The following is a 19,918-nucleotide window of genomic DNA, read 5'->3' on the forward strand; positions in this document are numbered from 1 at the left end:
TTGCTTTGAGCATTCATAAGAGCCTTTAGTTCTGATTCACTCTCTTTAATGTGTAAGTCTATTTGTTTTGCCATAAGGCAATTTACAAATAATTGAGTAAATTAACAAGAGAAATGGTATAAGATATTTTATGGACCAATTAACTAATAACTACTATCGCAATAACCAATAACTATTTTCTTTTCCCTACTTTTGCCCGAAATTAAAATTAAAGAGAAAATGAGTGCAAAAAACAACATCACATTTGATGTGCTGATAGAAATACCCAAAGGAAGTAGAAATAAATACGAATACGATTTTGTCCTAAATAAAATCAGATTTGATAGAACGTTATTCTCGTCAATGATGTATCCAGGTGATTATGGTTTTATTCCTGAGACCTTGGCATTGGATAAGGATCCGTTGGATGTATTGGTAATGACTACTGAGCCAACTTACCCAATGGTGGTTATGGAAGTAAAACCTATTGGTGTATTTCACATGACTGATGAAAAAGGCCCAGATGAAAAAATAATTTGTGTTCCTGTATCTGATCCTATTTGGAGTAAAAATTCGGATATTTCTGATTTAAATCCACACAGGATTAAAGAAATTGAGCATTTTTTTCAAGTGTATAAAGATTTAGAAAAAAAGAAAGTTGATGTTGGTGGATGGGGCAATTCAGAGGAAGCAGTAAAAATTTATCACGAGTGTGTTAAGAGATACGAAGAAAGTGATCATAAAAAAAATAGAACTTTTACTATTTAACATTTAAGTTCAGTAAATCAATCAATTAAACTACGTTATTTTACAACGTAGTTTTTTTTATATATCCAGTTTTACTACTTTTGCAAACGTTTTAAATATAAACTAACCTAATTTTAAATTCTATGGAATATATTGTAAATTTTTTACCGGCATTTGGTGTTTTGGCGTTATTGTTTGTACTCATTAAAAATGTGTGGGTATCAAAACAAGATGCTGGTGATGCAAAAATGACTAAAATCGCTAAAAATATTGCTGTTGGTGCAATGTCGTTTTTAAAAGCTGAATATAAGGTTTTAGCTGTTTTTGTTGCCGCAGTAGCCGTATTATTGTTCTTTAAAGGAAACAACGAAGTCGGCTCTAATGGAATGGTAGCGGTATCATTTATAGTTGGTGCTATTTGTTCTGCTTTAGCAGGATTTATCGGTATGAGGGTAGCAACAAAAGCAAATGTAAGAACTACGCAGGCGGCAAGAAACTCTCTAGGTAAAGCTTTAGAAGTGGCTTTTGCTGGTGGTGCTGTAATGGGCTTAGGCGTTGTTGGCTTAGGTGTTTTAGGTCTGAGTGGACTTTTTATGATATACAGCGGACAAGGCTGGGAATTGGGTGAAATCTTAAATGTTTTATCAGGCTTCTCATTAGGTGCATCTTCAATTGCGTTATTTGCCCGTGTGGGTGGTGGTATTTATACCAAAGCTGCTGATGTTGGTGCTGACCTTGTAGGTAAAGTAGAAGCTGGTATTCCTGAAGATCATCCGTTAAACCCTGCTACAATTGCAGATAACGTTGGTGATAATGTGGGTGATGTAGCTGGTATGGGTGCAGATTTATTTGAATCTTATGTAGGATCAATTATAGGTACAATGGTATTGGGTGCAATTTATGCAACATTACCAGAATTTCAAGGAGCATTTGATGGACTAGGAGCGGTTTATTTACCGTTGGTATTGGCTGCCGTTGGTATTATAATGTCTATCTTGGGAACTTTCTTTGTTCGTGTTAAAGATGGTGGAAATCCGCAAACAGCATTAAATATTGGTGAATTTGGTTCAGCAGGTTTAATGTTGGTGGCTTCTTATTTTATAATCAATCAGATGTTACCTGAATCTTGGGTGGCCGATGGTAGAACTTATACTTCCATGGGAGTTTTCTTAGCAACGATTGCCGGTTTGGTAGCTGGTCTGTTAGTAGGAAAAATAACAGAATATTATACAGCAACGGGTAAAAAACCTGTATTGTCAATTGTAAAGCAATCTGAAACAGGATCTGCTACAAATATTATTGCAGGTTTGGGTGTGGGTATGATGTCAACAGCTATTCCAATCTTATTGATTGCTGCGGCAATTATAGTTTCTCACAGCCAAGCGGGTCTTTACGGTATTGCTATCGCGGCTGTTGGTATGTTAGCCAATACAGGAATTCAATTAGCGGTTGATGCTTACGGTCCAATTTGTGATAATGCCGGTGGTATCGCTGAAATGGCAGAATTACCAAGTGAAGTTCGTGAGCGTACCGATAAATTAGATGCTGTTGGTAATACAACTGCCGCTATTGGTAAAGGTTTTGCAATTGCTTCTGCTGCATTAACAGCATTGGCGTTATTTGCTGCCTTTATGAAAACTGCCAATGTAACTTCAATTGATGTTTCTAGACCTGATATTATGGCGGGGTTATTAATTGGTGGTATGTTGCCATTTGTATTTTCTGCGTTGTCTATGAATGCTGTGGGTCGTGCTGCAATGGCAATGATCGAAGAGGTTCGTCGTCAATTTAAAGATATTCCAGAATTAAAAGCTGCTTTGGGAATTATGCGTAAGTATGATTCTGATATGAGCAAAGCTTCTAAAGAAGATAGAGCAATTTTTGATGCGGCAGATGGTGTTGCTGACTATAGTAAGTGTATAGATATATCTACAAAGGCTTCTCTTAAAGAAATGGTACTTCCTGGCTTATTGGCCATAGCAGTTCCTGTTGCTGTTGGTTTTATAGGTGGTGCTGAAATGCTTGGCGGATTATTAGCTGGTGTAACTACATGTGGTGTATTAATGGCTATTTTCCAGTCAAATGCTGGTGGTGCTTGGGATAATGCTAAGAAAACCATAGAGGAACAAGGTCGTAAAGGAACGGAAGCTCATAAGGCAGCTGTTGTTGGTGATACCGTTGGTGATCCTTTTAAAGATACTTCTGGTCCTTCATTAAATATTTTATTGAAATTGATGTCAGTTGTAGCTTTGGTAATCGCACCTAGTATTTATATAGATTCAGATACGGTTTCTGCATATAACAACGAAAATATGCCAGTTCAGCAAGAAATGGTAGCCCCAGTTGATGAGAATGTAAATAAAGAAATGAAAGTGTTGGTAAAGAAGGAAAACGGTGAAAAGAATGCTACGGTCATCACCACAACCGAAGTTGATGGTAAAAAAGACGTAACTGTTAAAACTGTTGAAGGCGACGATGTTGATATGTTAGTTGCCAATCACGAAGAATAAAGTAGTTTCGGGTTTTGAGTTTAAAATTCTGAGTTTTTTAATTGATTCAAGCCTGTGTTAAAATATTTGAAAAGCATTCCAATTTGGGATGCTTTTTCTTGACAACAACTTACAATCGGACAATAAAGTAGATTCAAAAAGGGCCTCCCCTTATTTTCAAGGGGAGGTGCCGATAGGCGGAGGGGTTCTTTCTTTCGGTAATTTTATAACCCTTATCTTTACCGTATTTTGTTAGCACAATTTTCTGAACATATTACCACAGTTTTTCCTGAGTTAAAGGATAAAAAACTATTGATCGCCATTTCTGGCGGACTGGATAGTGTTGTACTTACTGAACTATTGCACAAACTTGACTACAATATAGCATTGGCTCATTGTAATTTTCAGTTACGAGATTTAGATTCAGACCAAGATGAGATTTTTGTCAACGCCATGGCAAATAGATTACAAATTCCGGTGTTTACCAAGAAGTTTAATACGAAAACCTATGCAAAAAAGGAAAAACTATCTATTCAGTTAGCGGCTCGGGAATTGAGATATAATTGGTTTAACACTCTTTTACGAGACCATAACTTAGATTATTTGCTGACCGCCCATCATGCTGATGATAATTTAGAAACTTTTTTAATCAATCTGAGCCGAGGAACAGGTTTAGACGGGTTAACTGGAATCCCTGAACAAAACGAAAAGACAATCAGACCGTTATTGCCCTTTAGCAGAAATCAAATTGAGAAATATGCCCTAGAGCATAATTTAACTTGGCGTGAAGACGCCTCAAATGCTGAAACGAAATATGTAAGGAATAAGATAAGACATGAGGTAATTCCCACCTTAAAAGATATTAACCCACAGTTTTTAGAGGCATTTTCCAACACTATTCAACATCTAAAAGAAACCCAACAAATCATTCAGGAATCTGTAGAAAAAACAAAACAAAAAGTAATTATTTCCGAAAAAAATGGCACTGTTGATTTAGATATTAAAGCCCTTAAAAACTTAAAACATACAAAAGCATACCTCTACGAATTGCTAAAAGAGTACAATTTTACTGCTTGGAACGATATTTATGATTTATTAGAGGCACAATCTGGAAAGGTAGTTTATAGCAATACCCATAGAATTATAAAAAACAGGGGCAGTTTGTTGGTTACTGCACTCTCAACTAATGATAATAACGCTTACATTATCAAAGAGAAAGGAGAACACCATTTTCCAACATTTTCAATTAAAATATATGATGATTCACGAAAATTTAATGATTTCGAGAATGATATCCCCCCTCCTTCGGAGGGGGCTAGGGGGAGGTCTTCAGAGGAGGCTAGAGGGAAGTCGTTTATCATGGTTGATTCAGACAACATCAAATTTCCCCTAACAATCAGAAAACCGCAAAAAGGCGATTATTTTTACCCTCTCGGTATGCAAGGCAAAAAGAAGTTGAGCAAGTTTTTCAAAGATGAAAAACTATCGTTATTAGAAAAAGAAAATGTATGGGTATTGGTATCGGAGGATAAAATAATTTGGGTAATCGATTACCGTTTAGACGATAGATTTAAAGTAGCGGACAGCACAAAAAAAATATTAAAAATCACCGTAGGGGCGAATTGCATTCGCCCAAAAACAAAATAAATATAAGAATGGCGAATTGCACTCGCTCGCCCAATAACGAGATATAAAACGCAATGACGAATTGCATTCGCCCGAATGACATACAAAAAACCCAATCACATTGAGCTGATTTAAATAAAAAATTAAACAACAAATTAAAACAACATTTTCAATAAATTTGTAAGCCAAATACCAAGACAAAGTATGGATAACAATATTGAACAGCGAATACAACTTTTAAAAGAGAAATATAATGCCATTGATCAAGATTTGGAAACACAGTTAGACGGTTTGTTATATAGTAAACCCATTACTTATTGGGATTATATCCAAACAGATGCTTTACTGAATTTACAAACGCAACGCACAGGTTTTAAAGATGAGATGGTGTTTATTATGTATCATCAAATCAATGAACTTATTTTTAAAATGATACGTTGGGAAATTGCCCAAATTGCCCATCACAAGAATTTGACAACTAAATTCTTTACCGAAAGATTAATGCGGATAAGCCGTTATTTTGATATGCTTACCGCCTCTTTTACCATTATGGGTGATGGTATGGAACGTGAACAATATGCAAAATTTAGAGACACTTTAACTCCCGCAAGTGGCTTCCAAAGTGCCCAATACAGATTAATAGAATTTTGTAGTACAGAATTAATTAATTTGATCGATTATAGATTTAGAGCTAAAATTGATCGAAACACAACTTTTGAGTTTGCCTTTGAGCATTTGTACTGGCAAGCGGCAGGTAAGGATTATAAAACGGGCAAAAAATCGTTCTTGTTAGAACAGTTCGAAGAAAAATATAAGGCGGAATTTCTGAGAACAATGGACGAATATAATACTATTAACTTATGGTCCAAGTTTAAATCATTGCCCAAAAAAGATAAAAAAAATATTGATTTATTAAATGCTATGCGACATTTAGATTATACCATTAATATACAATGGGTAATGGCTCATTACGACACTGCGGGTAAGTATATTGGTGCTCATGATGAAGCTACTGGCGGTAGTGACTGGCGTAAGTATATGCACCCAAAATATCAAAAGAGAATATTCTTTCCTGATGTATGGAGCAAAGAAGAATTTGAAAACTGGGGAATAACAAATTTAACTTCCTATAAAATATTGACTTGATTTTCTCGTTAAAGCAGTCAACCTAATTGAACAGGTTTAAGCCTGTTTATCATTTGCTAACCATGAGAAAATATTGTCTATTACTTGCTTTTGCGATCATTTTTACTGCGTGTAACAAAGGTAATGAGTCCACTGAACAAGAAAACTTAGTTGGAAAATGGAAGTTGGTTGAAATATTAGAGCATAATGGAGTTGTCAATAAAATTGAATGTTTTAATGGGGTGGTACTTCATTTTAAGGTAGATGGAACTTTTGATGTGGAACATTTCGAATCGGACGAAGCTAATAACTGTATTTCAATGGGTATTATAGATGAAGGTTCATGGAAAAACCTCGGTAATAATGTTTATAATATTGACGGCGACAAAATAATTCCAAAATTTGAACAGAATAAACTAATCATGTTGTCAGCAAATGGAGACGAAACCACAAGTAATGGTGTTTTTGAGCGTCAATAAACTAATTGAACTGATTTAAACTTTTTGCGTTTAAGCGAAAATTAGTGATTTTTTGACCAATTGAAGGCTTTTTTAAGTTGCATAGCAGGGCTACGGAAGTAAAAAAAGACAAAAAGTGGGCGAAAAAGAACAATTTTTTAGCAAATGGGAAAAGTTTAAATCAGTTCATTATAAATTAATGTAATTTTAAACCCTATAAAAATAACCATTTTTTAGGGTTTATTTTTTTTTGGAACAATAATTGTATTTTATCATACAAATCAATTAAACATGTATAAAAAGATACTATTTTTCATATTTTTTGCATCTATTGTCGTTCATGCACAAAAGACTAAACCTGCGTTTAAAAAAGGTGAGTTTTTAAAGTATAGAATCAGTTATAGCAATTGGTTCAATGCAGGTACTGCCACTTTAGAAGTTAAAGAAAGCTCTAATAATGGCAAATCTGCATTTCATGTAGTTGGTAAAGGAAAAACTACAGGGGTAACCAGTTGGTTTTTTAAGGTTGAAGATGATTACCAAACATATTTTTACAAAAATAATTTGCTTCCCTACAGGTTTATTCGCAAAATTGATGAAGGAGGCTATACGAAAGATAAAGAAATACATTTTCACCAAGAAAGCAATAAAGCTACGGTTAAAGATCATGAAAAAAATACGGAAGAAGTTTATGCAACAAATAAAGGTGTGCACGACATGCTTTCTACATTGTACTACTTGAGAAATCAAGACATTTCAAAAATGAAAAAGGGTGATGAGGTAACGTTAACCATGTTTTTTGATGAAAAAAATTACCCTTTTAAATTACGTTTTTTAGGTACCGAAACCATTAAAACTAAGTTTGGTAAAGTGGCTAGTGCCAAGTTTAGGCCATTGGTGCAAGCGGGCAGGGTTTTTAAAGCCAAAGAGAGCATTACGGTTTGGGTAAGTAATGATGAAAATAAGATTCCATTACGAATAAAAGCAGACTTAGCAGTAGGGTCTCTAAGAGCCGATTTAGATCTTTATAAAGGCTTGGCAAACCCTTTTCCAATGATTTTTGATTAATTGCTTTACGATTTGTCTTTAAAATAGTAGATTTGCCATTCATTAAAAAAGTTCCGTAAAATCAAGTGAAAAACGTTATTTTTCTCCTTTTAACAATACTCTTTTTTTCCTGTAAAAAAGAAAATGTGGAAAACGAACTTATTCCTGAAAAGGTCGAAATCCCTGAACTTATTCAAAAATTTGGCTATACCTTAAATAATTATAAAGTTATTGAAGACACCATAAGAAATGGTGATAGTTTTGGTGAAATACTAGACAGACACCATGTTAACCATACTGAGGTTTACAATATCGTGGAAGCAATTAAGGATTCATTTGATATCGCTAAATTAATGGTGGGCAAACCCTATGTTATTTTGGCAAAAAAAGACACGACTGAAAAAGCACAGGTATTTGTATATCACCCTCGAATTACCGAATATGTGGTTATAGATTTTACAGATTCCATTTCCTATAAATTCAAAGAAAAGAAAATTAAAACCGTTATAAAATCCGCTTCCGGTAAAATTACGTCATCACTTTCCGAAGCTATGGATGAAAAAGGCCTGGATTATGCATTGGTAAATGAAATGTCCGATATTTATGCTTGGACGGTTGATTTTTTCCACCTCCAAAAGCAGGATAAATTCAAGGTAATTTACGAAGAAAAATTTATTGATGATACCATTTATGCTGGATTGGGCGAAATAAAAGCTGCCTATTTTGAACATAAAAACCAACCCTTCTACGCTTTTAATTACACTACTGATTCCACCAAAAATGTATCAGATTATTACGACGAAACAGCCAATTCTTTGAGAAGACAATTTTTAAAAGCACCCTTACAATTCAGTAGAATCTCATCTAGATACAACTTAAAGCGTTTTATTAGGTATTATGGACGTATAAAACCCCACAGAGGTACCGATTTTGCTGCAAGGGTCGGTACTCCTATTATGAGTACTGCAAATGGCACTGTTACTGAATCAGCACGTCGAGGTGGCAATGGCAATTATGTCAAAATTAAACACAACTCGGTATATTCCACTCAGTATTTACACATGAGTAAGCGAGCTGTAAAAAGAGGGGATTTTGTTAAACAGGGAGATGTAATTGGATATGTTGGAATGACCGGAAATACTTCTGGACCACATGTTTGTTACCGATTTTGGAAAAATGGAAAACAAGTTGACCCATTGAAGCAGAAATTACCTTCGGCTGAACCAATTGCAGACAGCCTCAAAACAAATTATTTAGCTTTTATCAAACCTTATAAGGCAGAGTTGGACGATTTAAAGGTCGATTAGATTTCAAATCGAGAGTGTTAAGAATTAAGAACTATTACTTTTTAGACCATAAGACTTCTTTTATATAATTCGTGTATTTAGTATCCTTTTTCACTACTTTTGTTTTATAAAAACGAAGAATAATGCCACTTAAAAATCAAAATCCAACTAAAACCATTGCCTGGAAAAACCTACAAAAATCTTATCAAGAAATTAAGAATCTTGATATGAAAAAACTGTTTTTACGCGATGCAGATAGGCAAGAAAGATACACCCTTAAACATGAAGATTTTAGTGTTGATTTCTCTAAAAACCGAATTGATGACAAGGTTTTAAGTCAGTTAATAGCTTTGGCCGAAGAGGTGGATGTACAAAATGGAATCAACAAAATGTTTGGAGGAGATATCATTAATGAAACCGAAAATAGAGCTGTGCTACACACCGCTTTAAGGAATAAATCGGGCAACCCAGTATTGGTCGATGGCGAAAATGTAATGGACGAGGTTAATGAAACACTTCAAAAAATAAAAGAATTTTCGAAAGAAGTAATCTCAGGTAATCATAAAGGATATACTGGCAAAGCGATTACAGATGTTGTAAATATAGGTATTGGTGGTTCTGATTTAGGGCCAAGAATGGTTGTTGATGCCCTTCAATATTATAAAAATCACTTAAAAACGCATTTTATATCCAATATTGATGGCGATCATGTTATGGAAACCATCAAAGAATTGAATCCTGAAACTACACTTTTTGTAATTGTTTCTAAAACTTTTACTACTCAAGAAACATTGACCAATGCAGAAACTGTTAAAAAATGGTTTTTATCTAAAGGGGCTAGTCAAAGTGATATTAAACATAATTTTGTGGCGGTTTCTACTAATTTAGAGAAAGTAGCAGATTTTGGCATTGCCGATGAAAACATTTTTACTATGTGGGATTGGGTAGGTGGCCGTTATTCTTTATGGAGTGCAGTGGGTTTGTCCATTAGTCTAGCTCTTGGTTTCGATAATTTTAATCAACTACTAACCGGTGCTTATGAAATTGACGAACATTTTAAAACAGCTTCGTTTGACCAAAATATTCCCGTTGTTTTAGCCTTGGTTAGTATATGGTACAATAATTTTTTTGGAACGGATTCTGAAGTGGTTATCCCTTATTCACAATATTTAACCCAGTTTGTACCTTATTTGCAACAGGGTTCAATGGAAAGTAATGGTAAATCAGTTGATCGTGATGGGAACCCCGTTGATTATCAAACAGGAAATATTATTTGGGGGAACACAGGCACCAATGTACAACATGCTTTTATGCAGTTGGTGCATCAAGGCACTAAACTGATTCCCGTTGATTTTATAGGATTCAAAGAATCGTTGTACGGAAATAAAGACCATCATAATAAGTTAATGGCAAACTTCTATGCCCAAGCGGAAGCCTTGTATCTGGGCAAAACAAAAGAGGACGTGCATTTAGAGTTAAAAACCGCAGGTCAACAAGATAAAATAGCAAAATTATTACCTTTTAAAGTGTTTGAAGGTAATAAACCCTCTAATACCTTATTAATGGATAAACTCACTCCAAAAAATTTGGGTAAGCTCATTGCAACTTACGAGCATAAAACCTTTGTTCAAGGATACATTTGGAACATATACAGCTTCGATCAATTTGGTGTTGAATTGGGTAAGGAGTTGGCAAAGAAATTTTTGGTATAACCCTTTTTTAAGCGAAACTACATATCTTGTCAAGATAGAGGTTCGGCATATTTCCAGTATTTGCGGATATAACCCGAGTTTTTTTTAAATACACCTTACTTCATATTAGTTTATTTAGTTAACACTACGATAAACTAATCGTAACAAATCTTTAATTTTTAGTTAACCTAAACTTTACATTAGTGTTCTTTATTTGCACTGTAAAATTTAAACAAAAAGATCAAACTAAAATTAAGAAAAAAATGAAAAAATTATTTTACGCATTAACTATAGGGGCTTTATTAGTGTCATGTACAGGAAATGATGCACCAGATGTTATTGTAGAGCCACCTGTTGATACCGTTCTTGAGGGCGTAATAACAACTGACAAAACCTTGACCAAAGATAAAATTTGGGAAATTAGTGGTAGAGTGGTAGTTGCTAATGGTGCTACATTAACCATTGAAGCAGGAACGATTATAAAAGCTTTTGCAGGTTCAGGTAGTCAAGCTTCTGCTTTGGTTATAGCCAGAGGTTCGAAAATTAACGCACAAGGAACAGCAACGGAACCTATTATAATGACTTCTAAAGCAGATAATATTTCAGTTGGACAAACTTCTGGTACGAATCTTTCCGAAAACGACAGAGGTCTATGGGGTGGACTTATTATTTTGGGTAACGCACCAGGTTCTTTCAAAGGAGATGTTACCGAACTTCAAATTGAAGGTATTCCCCCAACGGATACCAATGGACTTTTTGGCGGTAGTAACCCAGCAGATAATTCAGGGGTACTTAAATATGTTTCTATCCGTCATGGCGGTGCGGAACTAAGCCCTGACAATGAAATTAACGGTCTTACGTTGGGTGCCGTTGGCAACGGAACTGTTATAGATAATGTTGAAGTTGTTGCCAATGTTGATGATGGTATTGAGTTTTTTGGAGGCACGGTAAATGCTTCAAACCTTGTTGTTTGGTCGGCTGGAGACGATGGTATAGACATTGACCAAGCGTACTCGGGTACAATCTCCAATTCGGTTGTTATTTTAGGAAATGCATCTGATCACGCTCTTGAAATTGACGGCCCAGAAGGTAGTGCTACAGGTCAGTTTATATTAGACGGTATTACTTTAATAGGCAACGAAACCACGGAAAGGGGCGAATATGCCGATTATAGAAGTGGTGCAATGGGTACTACTAAAAACGTTCTTGCGTACGGATTTAAAGCTGATGCCGATGTAGAGTTAGATAATGATGGCGTTGCTGCAAATTACACATCTGGTAAATTGGTTTTTGATAATTGGCAAATTATTTTACCTGCGGGTGTTAATTCTTCAGCTTCTATTTTTGCGGACAAATCTGATGTAGGTTCTACTTTTGGATCTGATGCAGCTAATTTTTCTTCGGCGGTTACTTCAAGCTCTAAAACAACTGGTGCAGATACCACTAAGTTTACTTGGACTATGGCAAATGTAAAAAATGCATTAGAATAAAATAAATACTAATTATTTGAATCATTCGATTGCTCATACATAGTATGGGCAATTGATATTTAAAAACAGACACTGACTAACACTGTTTATATATTCTATCAGAACAAATAATATGAGAATAAAAATTACATTACTACTTACTTTTGCTCTTTTTGTTAACTTTTTAAATGCACAAAAAGGTACTTTAACAGGAACAATTAAGGATGGGGAAATTAATGATGTGCTACCTTTTGCAACGGTCTTGATAAAGGATAGCGATAAAGGAACCACATCAGACTTTGAAGGTATTTATACACTTGAACTTGAGGCCGGAACATATACAGTTGTATTCAAATTTCTTGGATTTGAAACGGTTGAGGTTACGGGTGTTATCCTTAATGCGGATGATGTCACCACATTGGATATAACTTTGAAAGAAGCTTCTGGCACACTTGACGAGGTAGTTATAACCGCAGAAACTGCTCAAAATACAGAAGCGTCCGTGCTAAACATTCAACGTAGATCGGTTAACTTATTGGACGGTATCTCATCACAAAACTTTAAAAAACTCGGAGCAAGTGATTTGGCAAATGCTGTAAAAAGTGTACCGGGTGTATCTATTCAAGGGGGTAAATACGTTTATGTGCGTGGCTTAGGAGACAGATATACCAAAACCATTTTAAACGGTGTGGATATTCCAGGGTTAGATCCGGACAGAAATACAATTCAAATGGATATTTTCCCTACAAATATTATCGATAATATTATAGTGGTTAAATCGGCAACTGCCGATATGCCCGCTGATTTTACTGGTGGTATAGTGGATATTGTTACCAAAGAATTTCCAGTAAAAAAGGAATTTAGCTTATCGGTGAGCGGCACGTACAATTCTAATATGCACTTTAAAAATAATTATTTAAGTTATAAAGGTGGGGCAACTGATTTTCTAGGTTATGATGACGGTAAAAGAGCTCTGCCAATAAGTCCTTACCAACCTATACCCAATACTTTTGATAATAATCCTTTTTTAACTGAGATCACTAAAAGATTCGACCCTACATTAGGTGCTAAAGAATCAAACAGCACCATGGATTACAGTATTGGCTTTACCGCTGGCAATCAATATAAAATAGGAAAGAAAGATAATAGATTAGGTTATATAGCTTCTTTATCTTATAAAAATGAGACCAATTTTTATGAGGATGCAGAAAATAACTTTTATAGAAAAGACCCTAATACCTCAAATATAGAAATGCCTTTAAGTAAAAGTCAAAAAGGGAATCTAGGTGAAAAAAATGTAGTGCTTAGCGGTTTGGTAGGTCTGTCATTTAAAACAGAACTTTCCAAATATAAAATAAATGTAATGCGAATTCAAAATGGTGAATCTAGTGCGGGAGAGTTCGATCAGCTATTGAACGAAGGAGATTTTGCTCCTGCTAAAAAACATAGCTTAGCTTATACGGAAAGATCAATTACCAACGGCTTGTTATCAGGAACACATACAAATAATGATGCCAGCTGGAAAACGGAATGGAATTTAGCTTCGACTTTATCTACAATTTATGATAAAGATATCAGAGCAACCACTTTTAGGCTCGAAGAAGATGGTAGTTTTAGTATTCCTCAAAACAGTGAACCCAGAAGAATTTGGAGAGGTTTGGAAGAGGAGAATCATGTAGGGAAATTAGACATTACCAGAAAATATAATTTATTTAAAAAAGATGCAAAGTTAAAAGTAGGTGCTTATGGTTCTTACAAACAAAGAACCTATAATATTTATACGTTTAGAATCGGTATTGCAGGACCAAGTGGTTTTAACGGTAATGCCAATGCTATTTTAGCCGATGAAAATTTATGGACAACCAGTAATCAAGAGGGATCTTTTATTAGAAATACTTCGGTTGTCGATCCCGTAAATATTTTCGAATCCAATCAAATAAATATTGCTGGCTACATTTCAAACGAATTCAATTTGGGAGAAAAACTGAAGACAATACTTGGTATAAGAGTAGAAAATTTTATGTTGAATTATACTGGTCAGAACAGTCAGAAAGAAGTTTTAAATAATGAATCAATTATAAATAAACTGGATTTGTTTCCATCTGTTAATTTCATTTACGCCTTAACGGACAATAAGAATGTGAGATTATCGTATGCCAGAACAACGGCAAGACCTTCGTTTAAAGAAGCATCAAATGCCGAAATTTTCGATGCACTTTCTGATATCACTTATATAGGTAATATAGATTTAAAACCTACCTACATTAATAATATTGACTTACGTTATGAAGTTTTCGGAGATAACTCACAGTTATTCGCCGTAAGCGGATTTTATAAATCGTTTACCGATCCTATTGAGTTGACCTATTATCAATCGGCATTAGATAATTTTACACCTCAAAATCTAGGTAAGGCTAATGTTTTAGGTGCGGAAATCGAGCTGAGAAAAAATTTGGGTTTCTTATCTTCTAGTTTAGAAAATTTCAGGTTTAACTTAAACGCCTCTATAATTCAATCAAAATTAGAAATGGGCAATGATGAATTTACGTTAAGACAAAATACCGCTAGACCGGGAGAATCAGTAAACGATACCAGAGAGCTTCAAGGGCAATCACCCTATTTAATCAATGCTGGTTTAGATTATAATAATGATAACATAGGCTTACAAACAGGATTATTTTACAATGTACAGGGAAAAACCCTCGAAGTAGTGGGTGGAGCTAACCCTGATGTATTTACCATGCCATATAATAGTTTGAATTTTACGTTGAATAAGACATTGGGCAAAGAGAAAAACGCTAATCTTACTTTTAAAATTACAAACCTTTTAGGAGCGGAAAAAGAAAGCATTTACCAATCTTATAAGGCACAAGACCAAATTTTCTCTAAGAGAAATCCTGGCACATCTTTTTCTTTAGGGTACAGTATCAAATTTTAAAACGTGACCTCATAAACAAAAAAAGGAGCTATCAACAGCTCCTTTTTTTTGTTTAAATTTTAAATTAATTCTACTCGTTTTTCATAGCTACTGTAGTTTCACGAGACCAAGAATTTACATTTTCAACTTTATCGTTTGTGTAATCAACTTCTTTTAAAACATCGTTGGTTTTAAATATCCATTTACCTGCTTTTTCGCCCATATTGTAATTGCCTACTGCAATTTTTTCGCCTTTTAAATCATAACTGGTCCATAAACCATGTAATTTGCCATTCTTGAAAAACCCCTGTTGATCAATCTTTCCATTATCATAATAGAAAGTAGCTTCAGTTATATCTCCTTTTTTTTCTAATTTTACTTTTTTATCATTTTCTTGAGCAAAGGAAAAACTCACACAAAAGACAATTAAAAGAATAGCTATTTTTTTCATGGTTTTTAATATTTAGTTAACATTTAACGGATTAAATATATAAATTATTTTACATTAAAGCAACATTTACTTAACGTTAAATTAACATTGAAAATATAAATTACTGATTATCAAAATAATACAAAATTATTATTATGTTTTATTGTTTACTTAAAATAAAATAACTTGCAACTCATTAACTATATCTAATTTTTGTAATTAATGAACCTTAAAAACGTAATTGCAATTTTAGTTTGCACTATCTCTTTTTCAGTCTTCGCACAAGAAAAAGAAGGCAATCCCTTTAACTTTAAATGGGACAACGGTTTTAAAGTAAACAGTGCTGATGAAAATTTTGAGTTTAAATTTGGAGGCAGAATTATGCTCGACCACGCCTTTTTTTCTCAAAATGAAGCATTAAATGATGTCTATGGCAAATTACTAACTACTAGTGCAACTGAGATTAGGCGTGCTCGTTTTTTTCTTTCTGGTGTTGTTTATAAAAATATTGAGTTTAAACTAGATCTTGGTTTTGAGGGTGGTGAAGTAGCATTTAAAGATGCTTACTTGGGCATTAAAGATATTCCCGTACTCGGTACAATCAGGATAGGAAACGTAAAAGAACCGTTACGATTGGAAATGCTCACGAGCAGTAAGTATATTACCTTTTTAGAGCGTTCCTTATTAAGTGATTTTTCTCCAACACGAAACAACGGAATATTAGCGATGAATGAATTTTTAGAAGACAGAATTGGTGTACAGGTTGGTCTTTTTAGAAATGCGGGCGATGATGGTAATGATATTATGGCAAACGACGGATATGTGTTTACGAGCAGAATTTCTGGATTACCATTAAAAAATAGAAAACAACTGCTGCATTTAGGTTTGGGCTATAGTTTTAGAAAACCCAATAGCACCAATAGTTATAGAATTTCATCAAGACCAGAAGCTCACTTAAGCAATAAAAAATATATTGATACTGAACTTATTGAAAACGTAAATAACCTTAACATGCTAAATTTTGAAACCGCATTTGTTACGGGGCCATTATCGTTACAAGCAGAATATCTTATTACGGATTTAAAAGCGGACGAAAATTATAATTTTTCAAGTTATTATGGTCAGGTCAGTTACTTTTTAACGGGCGAACAAAAGAAATATAAAAGCTCTTATTCTGGTTTTGATCGTGTAAAACCAAAGCAGAATTTTATGGGCAAAGATGGTGGTGCAGGTGCGTGGGAAATTGCCTTACGTTACTCTAATTCAGATTTGAACAGTAAAGATATTTTTGGCGGAGAGCAATCGGATATTACGTTAGGTATAAATTGGTATTTGAACCCCGTTACTAAAATTGCATTAAATCATGTTTGGGGAAATATTAAAGATGCCGGTAATGTTAGCGTTTTTCAAGCACGTTTTCAGATAGATTTCTGAAATAAAAGATAACTATTTATTAATGTTTAACTAATTAATAATTAACAAATTTGCAACTCAAATTTTTATAGATGGAAAATATTTACTTAATAATGATTATTGCACTTGCTGTTTTGGCTGCTGCCGATTTAGTTGTAGGTGTAAGTAACGATGCCGTAAATTTTTTAAACTCTGCCATAGGTTCTAAGGCCATTTCTTTTAGAACCATAATGATCGTAGCGAGTTTAGGAATTTTTATAGGTGCTGTTTTTTCAAGTGGAATGATGGAAGTTGCCCGTAAAGGAATATTCGTTCCTGGCGAATTCTTCTTCAATGAGATCATGATTATTTTTATGGCAGTAATGATTACCGATATTTTACTGCTCGATTTCTTTAATACGCTGGGTATGCCAACCTCAACTACAGTTTCTATTGTATTTGAGCTATTGGGTGCAGCCGTCGCTATGGCATTGATTAAAATTGTAGCTTCAGATGCCGAAACTGTTGCAAATCTCACAAAATATATAAATACTGAAAAAGCTTTGGAAATAATACAAGGTATATTATTGTCGGTAGTTATTGCCTTTAGTGTTGGTGCTTTGGTTCAGTATGTGTCACGACTTATATTTTCTTTTCATTACGAAAGCAAAATTAAATATCTAGGAGCTCTTTTTGGAGGTGGAGCCTTAACCGCCATTACCTATTTCATTTTTATGAAAGGGTTAAAGGGAACCCCATATTATGATGATATAAGTCATTTGTTGGAAGGCAATGAAATTATGATAATTGGTGTTTCATTTGTTTTTTGGACAATTCTTTCTCAACTCTATATGGGTGTGCTAAAGAAAAACATCTTTAAACCAATAATTGCAATCGGTACTTTCGGATTGGCACTGGCCTTTGCCGGTAATGACTTGGTAAATTTTATTGGTGTACCTATGGCGGCATATCATTCGTATGAAGCTTGGGTGGCCTCTGGTGTTGAAGCAAATTCCTTTTCAATGGGTGTTTTATCTAAAAAAGTACCAACTGAACCATTATTGTTGTTTATAGCAGGTGGTATAATGGTACTTACTTTGTGGTTTTCTAAAAAAGCTCGTACCGTTGCAGATACAGAAATCAATTTATCAAGACAAGGGGAAGCTGCTGAGAAATTCCAACCTAACTCCTTATCAAGAGGTATTGTAAGGTTTTCTATGCTTATTACAAAATATATCGCAACCGTTTTACCAGGTTCAGTTACAGCTAAAATTGAAAAACAATTTGAAAAACCTGTAATAAACCTACCAAAACATAAAACTTATGAGTTGCCGGCCTTTGATCAAGTTAGAGCTTCTGTAAATTTGATGGTAGCAGGCGTATTGATTTCTATTGCTACTTCAATGAAATTACCATTATCAACCACTTACGTTACCTTTATGGTAGCCATGGGTACTTCCTTGGCAGATAGAGCTTGGGGTAGTGAAAGTGCCGTTTACAGGGTTGCAGGCGTACTCAATGTTATTGCGGGATGGTTTGGTACAGCAATTATAGCTTTTGTAGCAGCTGGTGTTATGGCTCTACTTATTAACCTAGGTGGTCCAACGGCTATTGCCATTTTATTGTTCTTGGCGATATTGCTATTAGCAAGAAATTACATAAGCCATAAATCTAAAGCACAGGAACTAAAGGCAGAAGACAGTTTAAACAAGTCTGAAAGTAATTCCATACATGGAGTGATAGAAGAGAGTGCGGACAATATTTCAAAAGCCTTAAAGAGAATAAGCAAAATAAATAAAAGTACCATAGACGGATTGATAAATGAGGACTTAAAAAGTCTTAAAAAAGCAAAAAGCCAAGTTGTTAAATTAGAAAACGAAATAGAAGGCTTACAGAATAATATCTTTTATTTTATTAAAGATTTAGACGATTCTTATTTAGGGGCGAGCAAATTTTATATTGATGTTATTGGTAATTTGCAAGATATGGCACAATCGGCCAGTTTTATTTCTAAAGTAAGCCATAAGCACATTAATAACAATCATAAACCTTTAAAGAAAAAACAAGCGGACGAATTGGTCGAAATTAATAACCAACTCGTTTCACTATTTGAAAAGATAAGAGAAGTTTTCGATTCACGTTCTTTCAATAAAATTATGCCAGATTTAATGGACGAAAAACAAGGATTGTTGGCGTATGTAGAAAACTCCATCCATCATCAAGTAGAACGCACCAGAACCATTGAATCTAGCCCAAAAAACACTACACTTTATTTTAGTATTTTGCTGGAAACAAAAGATCTGATTAAAGCAGGTATGAACATCTTAGAATCATATTATAGTGAACATGACCGTTCTGTAAAACTTGTTAAAACAGATGATCATATTTTTTAATTAAATTATAAAAGAACAGGGTCTGGAAATTTTTTCAGGCCCTTTTTTATTTCCTCTAGTTGCATACCGATAGCTATCGGCATGGCGGGAGCGAGGGAAAAGTGATCCACTTTAGCTAGTCTGGGAATACACCTAATTTTACTTCCTATCCTTATACAACTGAATATATTGATTATCCAAGGCTTCGGAATCTTTATATTTCCCACGGGTTTCTTTTAATTTTTGCTTCATTTCAGCAATTTCATCGGCATAATTTTCACCGCTCCCGCCAGTTTGTAACTGGTGGCAGTCAAAATTAGCCTATAAAACCAGTACCGTCTATTACCAAAACAGTATTATCGCCTTGAAAATTTCTTGCACTACTATATTTCCATTCAGTTGAATTGTTAACAAACCCCGCCTCTATTGGATTATTATGTATATAGTCAATTTTTTGTTTGATAACTTTATCTGTCCAAAGTTCAATAGGTTTGTTATGATGTTGCCATAATTGTCTATTTGAAACATTTTCCTTCTTTTTTGCTGCCCGTTCTAGCATCCATAATAACCATTCTTTTCTGCTTTCTCGTCCATTATTTTCAATGGCTTTTACAATCTTTTTTGAAGTGAATTTTTTAAAATCCCTTAATAAACCAGATGGGTCTTCATTTACAGAACGAAAAACTAAATGCACATGATTCGGCATAAAGCAATAAGCATAAACTTCCATTCCTTTTTCTTTTCTGCAATAGGCAATACTTTCTGCTAAAATATCAAAATAAACCTGTCTTGTAAAAATATCCAACCAATATACTGTGGCAAATGATACAAAATATAAACCTGCTTTATTATGAAATTTATAGTTTCTGCTCATGCAACTAAAATAATGA

Annotated in this window: 14 protein-coding genes; 12 read left to right on the forward strand and 2 right to left on the reverse strand. The window is 34.3% G+C overall.

The features are described 5' to 3' along the window. Positions 1–219: 219 nt before the first annotated feature. The 10 genes from UMM65_RS14705 (at position 220) to UMM65_RS14750 (ending at position 14,855) form a co-directional block, all read left to right on the forward strand. Complete coding sequence (locus UMM65_RS14705; RefSeq protein WP_321977618.1) at positions 220–747, forward strand: inorganic diphosphatase; 528 nt, start codon at positions 220–222, stop codon at positions 745–747. A gap of 122 nt (positions 748–869) precedes the next feature. Continuing rightward, positions 870–3,236: a sodium-translocating pyrophosphatase gene (locus UMM65_RS14710; RefSeq protein WP_321977620.1), complete on the forward strand. Its 2,367-nt coding sequence runs from the start codon at positions 870–872 to the stop codon at positions 3,234–3,236. Positions 3,237–3,464: 228 nt separating this feature from the next. Further along, complete coding sequence (gene tilS / locus UMM65_RS14715) at positions 3,465–4,862, forward strand: tRNA lysidine(34) synthetase TilS (RefSeq protein WP_321977622.1); 1,398 nt, start codon at positions 3,465–3,467, stop codon at positions 4,860–4,862. Between the two features lie 183 nt (positions 4,863–5,045). Further along, a complete protein-coding gene (locus tag UMM65_RS14720; protein WP_321977625.1) occupies positions 5,046–5,987 on the forward strand; it encodes a tryptophan 2,3-dioxygenase family protein in 942 nt (313 codons plus the stop codon). A gap of 62 nt (positions 5,988–6,049) precedes the next feature. Beyond that, complete coding sequence (locus tag UMM65_RS14725; RefSeq protein ID WP_321977627.1) at positions 6,050–6,445, forward strand: hypothetical protein; 396 nt, start codon at positions 6,050–6,052, stop codon at positions 6,443–6,445. Positions 6,446–6,715: 270 nt separating this feature from the next. Beyond that, entirely contained in the window at positions 6,716–7,492 is a 777-nt protein-coding gene (locus UMM65_RS14730) for a DUF3108 domain-containing protein (protein WP_321977629.1), read from the forward strand. A 125-nt stretch (positions 7,493–7,617) separates the two neighbouring features. Continuing rightward, the gene (locus UMM65_RS14735) at positions 7,618–8,778 is read left to right on the forward strand and encodes a peptidoglycan DD-metalloendopeptidase family protein (protein ID WP_321977630.1); all 1,161 of its coding nucleotides are present in this window, start codon (positions 7,618–7,620) and stop codon (positions 8,776–8,778) included. Between the two features lie 122 nt (positions 8,779–8,900). After that, positions 8,901–10,469 carry a glucose-6-phosphate isomerase gene (gene pgi / locus UMM65_RS14740; RefSeq protein WP_321977631.1) on the forward strand — a complete coding sequence of 523 codons (1,569 nt, stop codon included), beginning with the start codon at positions 8,901–8,903 and terminating at the stop codon, positions 10,467–10,469. Between the two features lie 242 nt (positions 10,470–10,711). Further along, a complete protein-coding gene (locus UMM65_RS14745) occupies positions 10,712–11,938 on the forward strand; it encodes a hypothetical protein (protein ID WP_321977632.1) in 1,227 nt (408 codons plus the stop codon). Positions 11,939–12,050: 112 nt separating this feature from the next. Further along, positions 12,051–14,855 (forward strand): TonB-dependent receptor, encoded by a 2,805-nt coding sequence (locus UMM65_RS14750; RefSeq protein ID WP_321977633.1) that lies wholly within the window; start codon positions 12,051–12,053, stop codon positions 14,853–14,855. Positions 14,856–14,925: 70 nt separating this feature from the next. Here UMM65_RS14750 and UMM65_RS14755 read toward each other — a convergent pair whose 3' ends face one another. Next, entirely contained in the window at positions 14,926–15,285 is a 360-nt protein-coding gene (locus UMM65_RS14755; RefSeq protein ID WP_321977634.1) for a toxin-antitoxin system YwqK family antitoxin, read from the reverse strand. A 201-nt stretch (positions 15,286–15,486) separates the two neighbouring features. On the opposite strand from UMM65_RS14755, the gene UMM65_RS14760 reads away from it, so the two are divergent. Next, positions 15,487–16,698, forward strand: a complete 1,212-nt coding sequence (locus UMM65_RS14760; RefSeq protein ID WP_321977636.1) for an OprO/OprP family phosphate-selective porin — start codon at positions 15,487–15,489, stop codon at positions 16,696–16,698. 71 nt (positions 16,699–16,769) lie between these two features. After that, positions 16,770–19,049, forward strand: coding sequence for an inorganic phosphate transporter (locus UMM65_RS14765; RefSeq protein ID WP_321977638.1), 2,280 nt, complete (start codon positions 16,770–16,772; stop codon positions 19,047–19,049). Between the two features lie 295 nt (positions 19,050–19,344). Here the strand turns inward: UMM65_RS14765 and UMM65_RS14770 are convergent, their stop codons facing one another. Beyond that, the gene (locus tag UMM65_RS14770) at positions 19,345–19,902 is read right to left on the reverse strand and encodes an REP-associated tyrosine transposase (protein WP_321977640.1); all 558 of its coding nucleotides are present in this window, start codon (positions 19,900–19,902) and stop codon (positions 19,345–19,347) included. Between the last annotated feature and the right edge of the window lie 16 nt (positions 19,903–19,918).

This window comes from Aureibaculum koreense (genome assembly GCF_034296135.1).
Lineage (GTDB): Bacteria > Bacteroidota > Bacteroidia > Flavobacteriales > Flavobacteriaceae > Aureibaculum.

Excerpts from the sequence above, each read along its gene's own strand:
- UMM65_RS14705 (WP_321977618.1), top strand. The coding sequence starts at position 220 with ATGAGTGCAAAAAACAACATCACATTTGATGTGCTGATAGAAATACCC.
- UMM65_RS14710 (WP_321977620.1), top strand. The coding sequence starts at position 870 with ATGGAATATATTGTAAATTTTTTACCGGCATTTGGTGTTTTGGCGTTA.
- UMM65_RS14720 (WP_321977625.1), top strand. The coding sequence starts at position 5,046 with ATGGATAACAATATTGAACAGCGAATACAACTTTTAAAAGAGAAATAT.
- UMM65_RS14725 (WP_321977627.1), top strand. The coding sequence starts at position 6,050 with ATGAGAAAATATTGTCTATTACTTGCTTTTGCGATCATTTTTACTGCG.
- UMM65_RS14730 (WP_321977629.1), top strand. The coding sequence starts at position 6,716 with ATGTATAAAAAGATACTATTTTTCATATTTTTTGCATCTATTGTCGTT.
- pgi (WP_321977631.1), top strand. The coding sequence starts at position 8,901 with ATGCCACTTAAAAATCAAAATCCAACTAAAACCATTGCCTGGAAAAAC.
- UMM65_RS14745 (WP_321977632.1), top strand. The coding sequence starts at position 10,712 with ATGAAAAAATTATTTTACGCATTAACTATAGGGGCTTTATTAGTGTCA.
- UMM65_RS14750 (WP_321977633.1), top strand. The coding sequence starts at position 12,051 with ATGAGAATAAAAATTACATTACTACTTACTTTTGCTCTTTTTGTTAAC.
- UMM65_RS14755 (WP_321977634.1), bottom strand. The coding sequence starts at position 15,285 with ATGAAAAAAATAGCTATTCTTTTAATTGTCTTTTGTGTGAGTTTTTCC.
- UMM65_RS14760 (WP_321977636.1), top strand. The coding sequence starts at position 15,487 with ATGAACCTTAAAAACGTAATTGCAATTTTAGTTTGCACTATCTCTTTT.
- UMM65_RS14765 (WP_321977638.1), top strand. The coding sequence starts at position 16,770 with ATGGAAAATATTTACTTAATAATGATTATTGCACTTGCTGTTTTGGCT.
- UMM65_RS14770 (WP_321977640.1), bottom strand. The coding sequence starts at position 19,902 with ATGAGCAGAAACTATAAATTTCATAATAAAGCAGGTTTATATTTTGTA.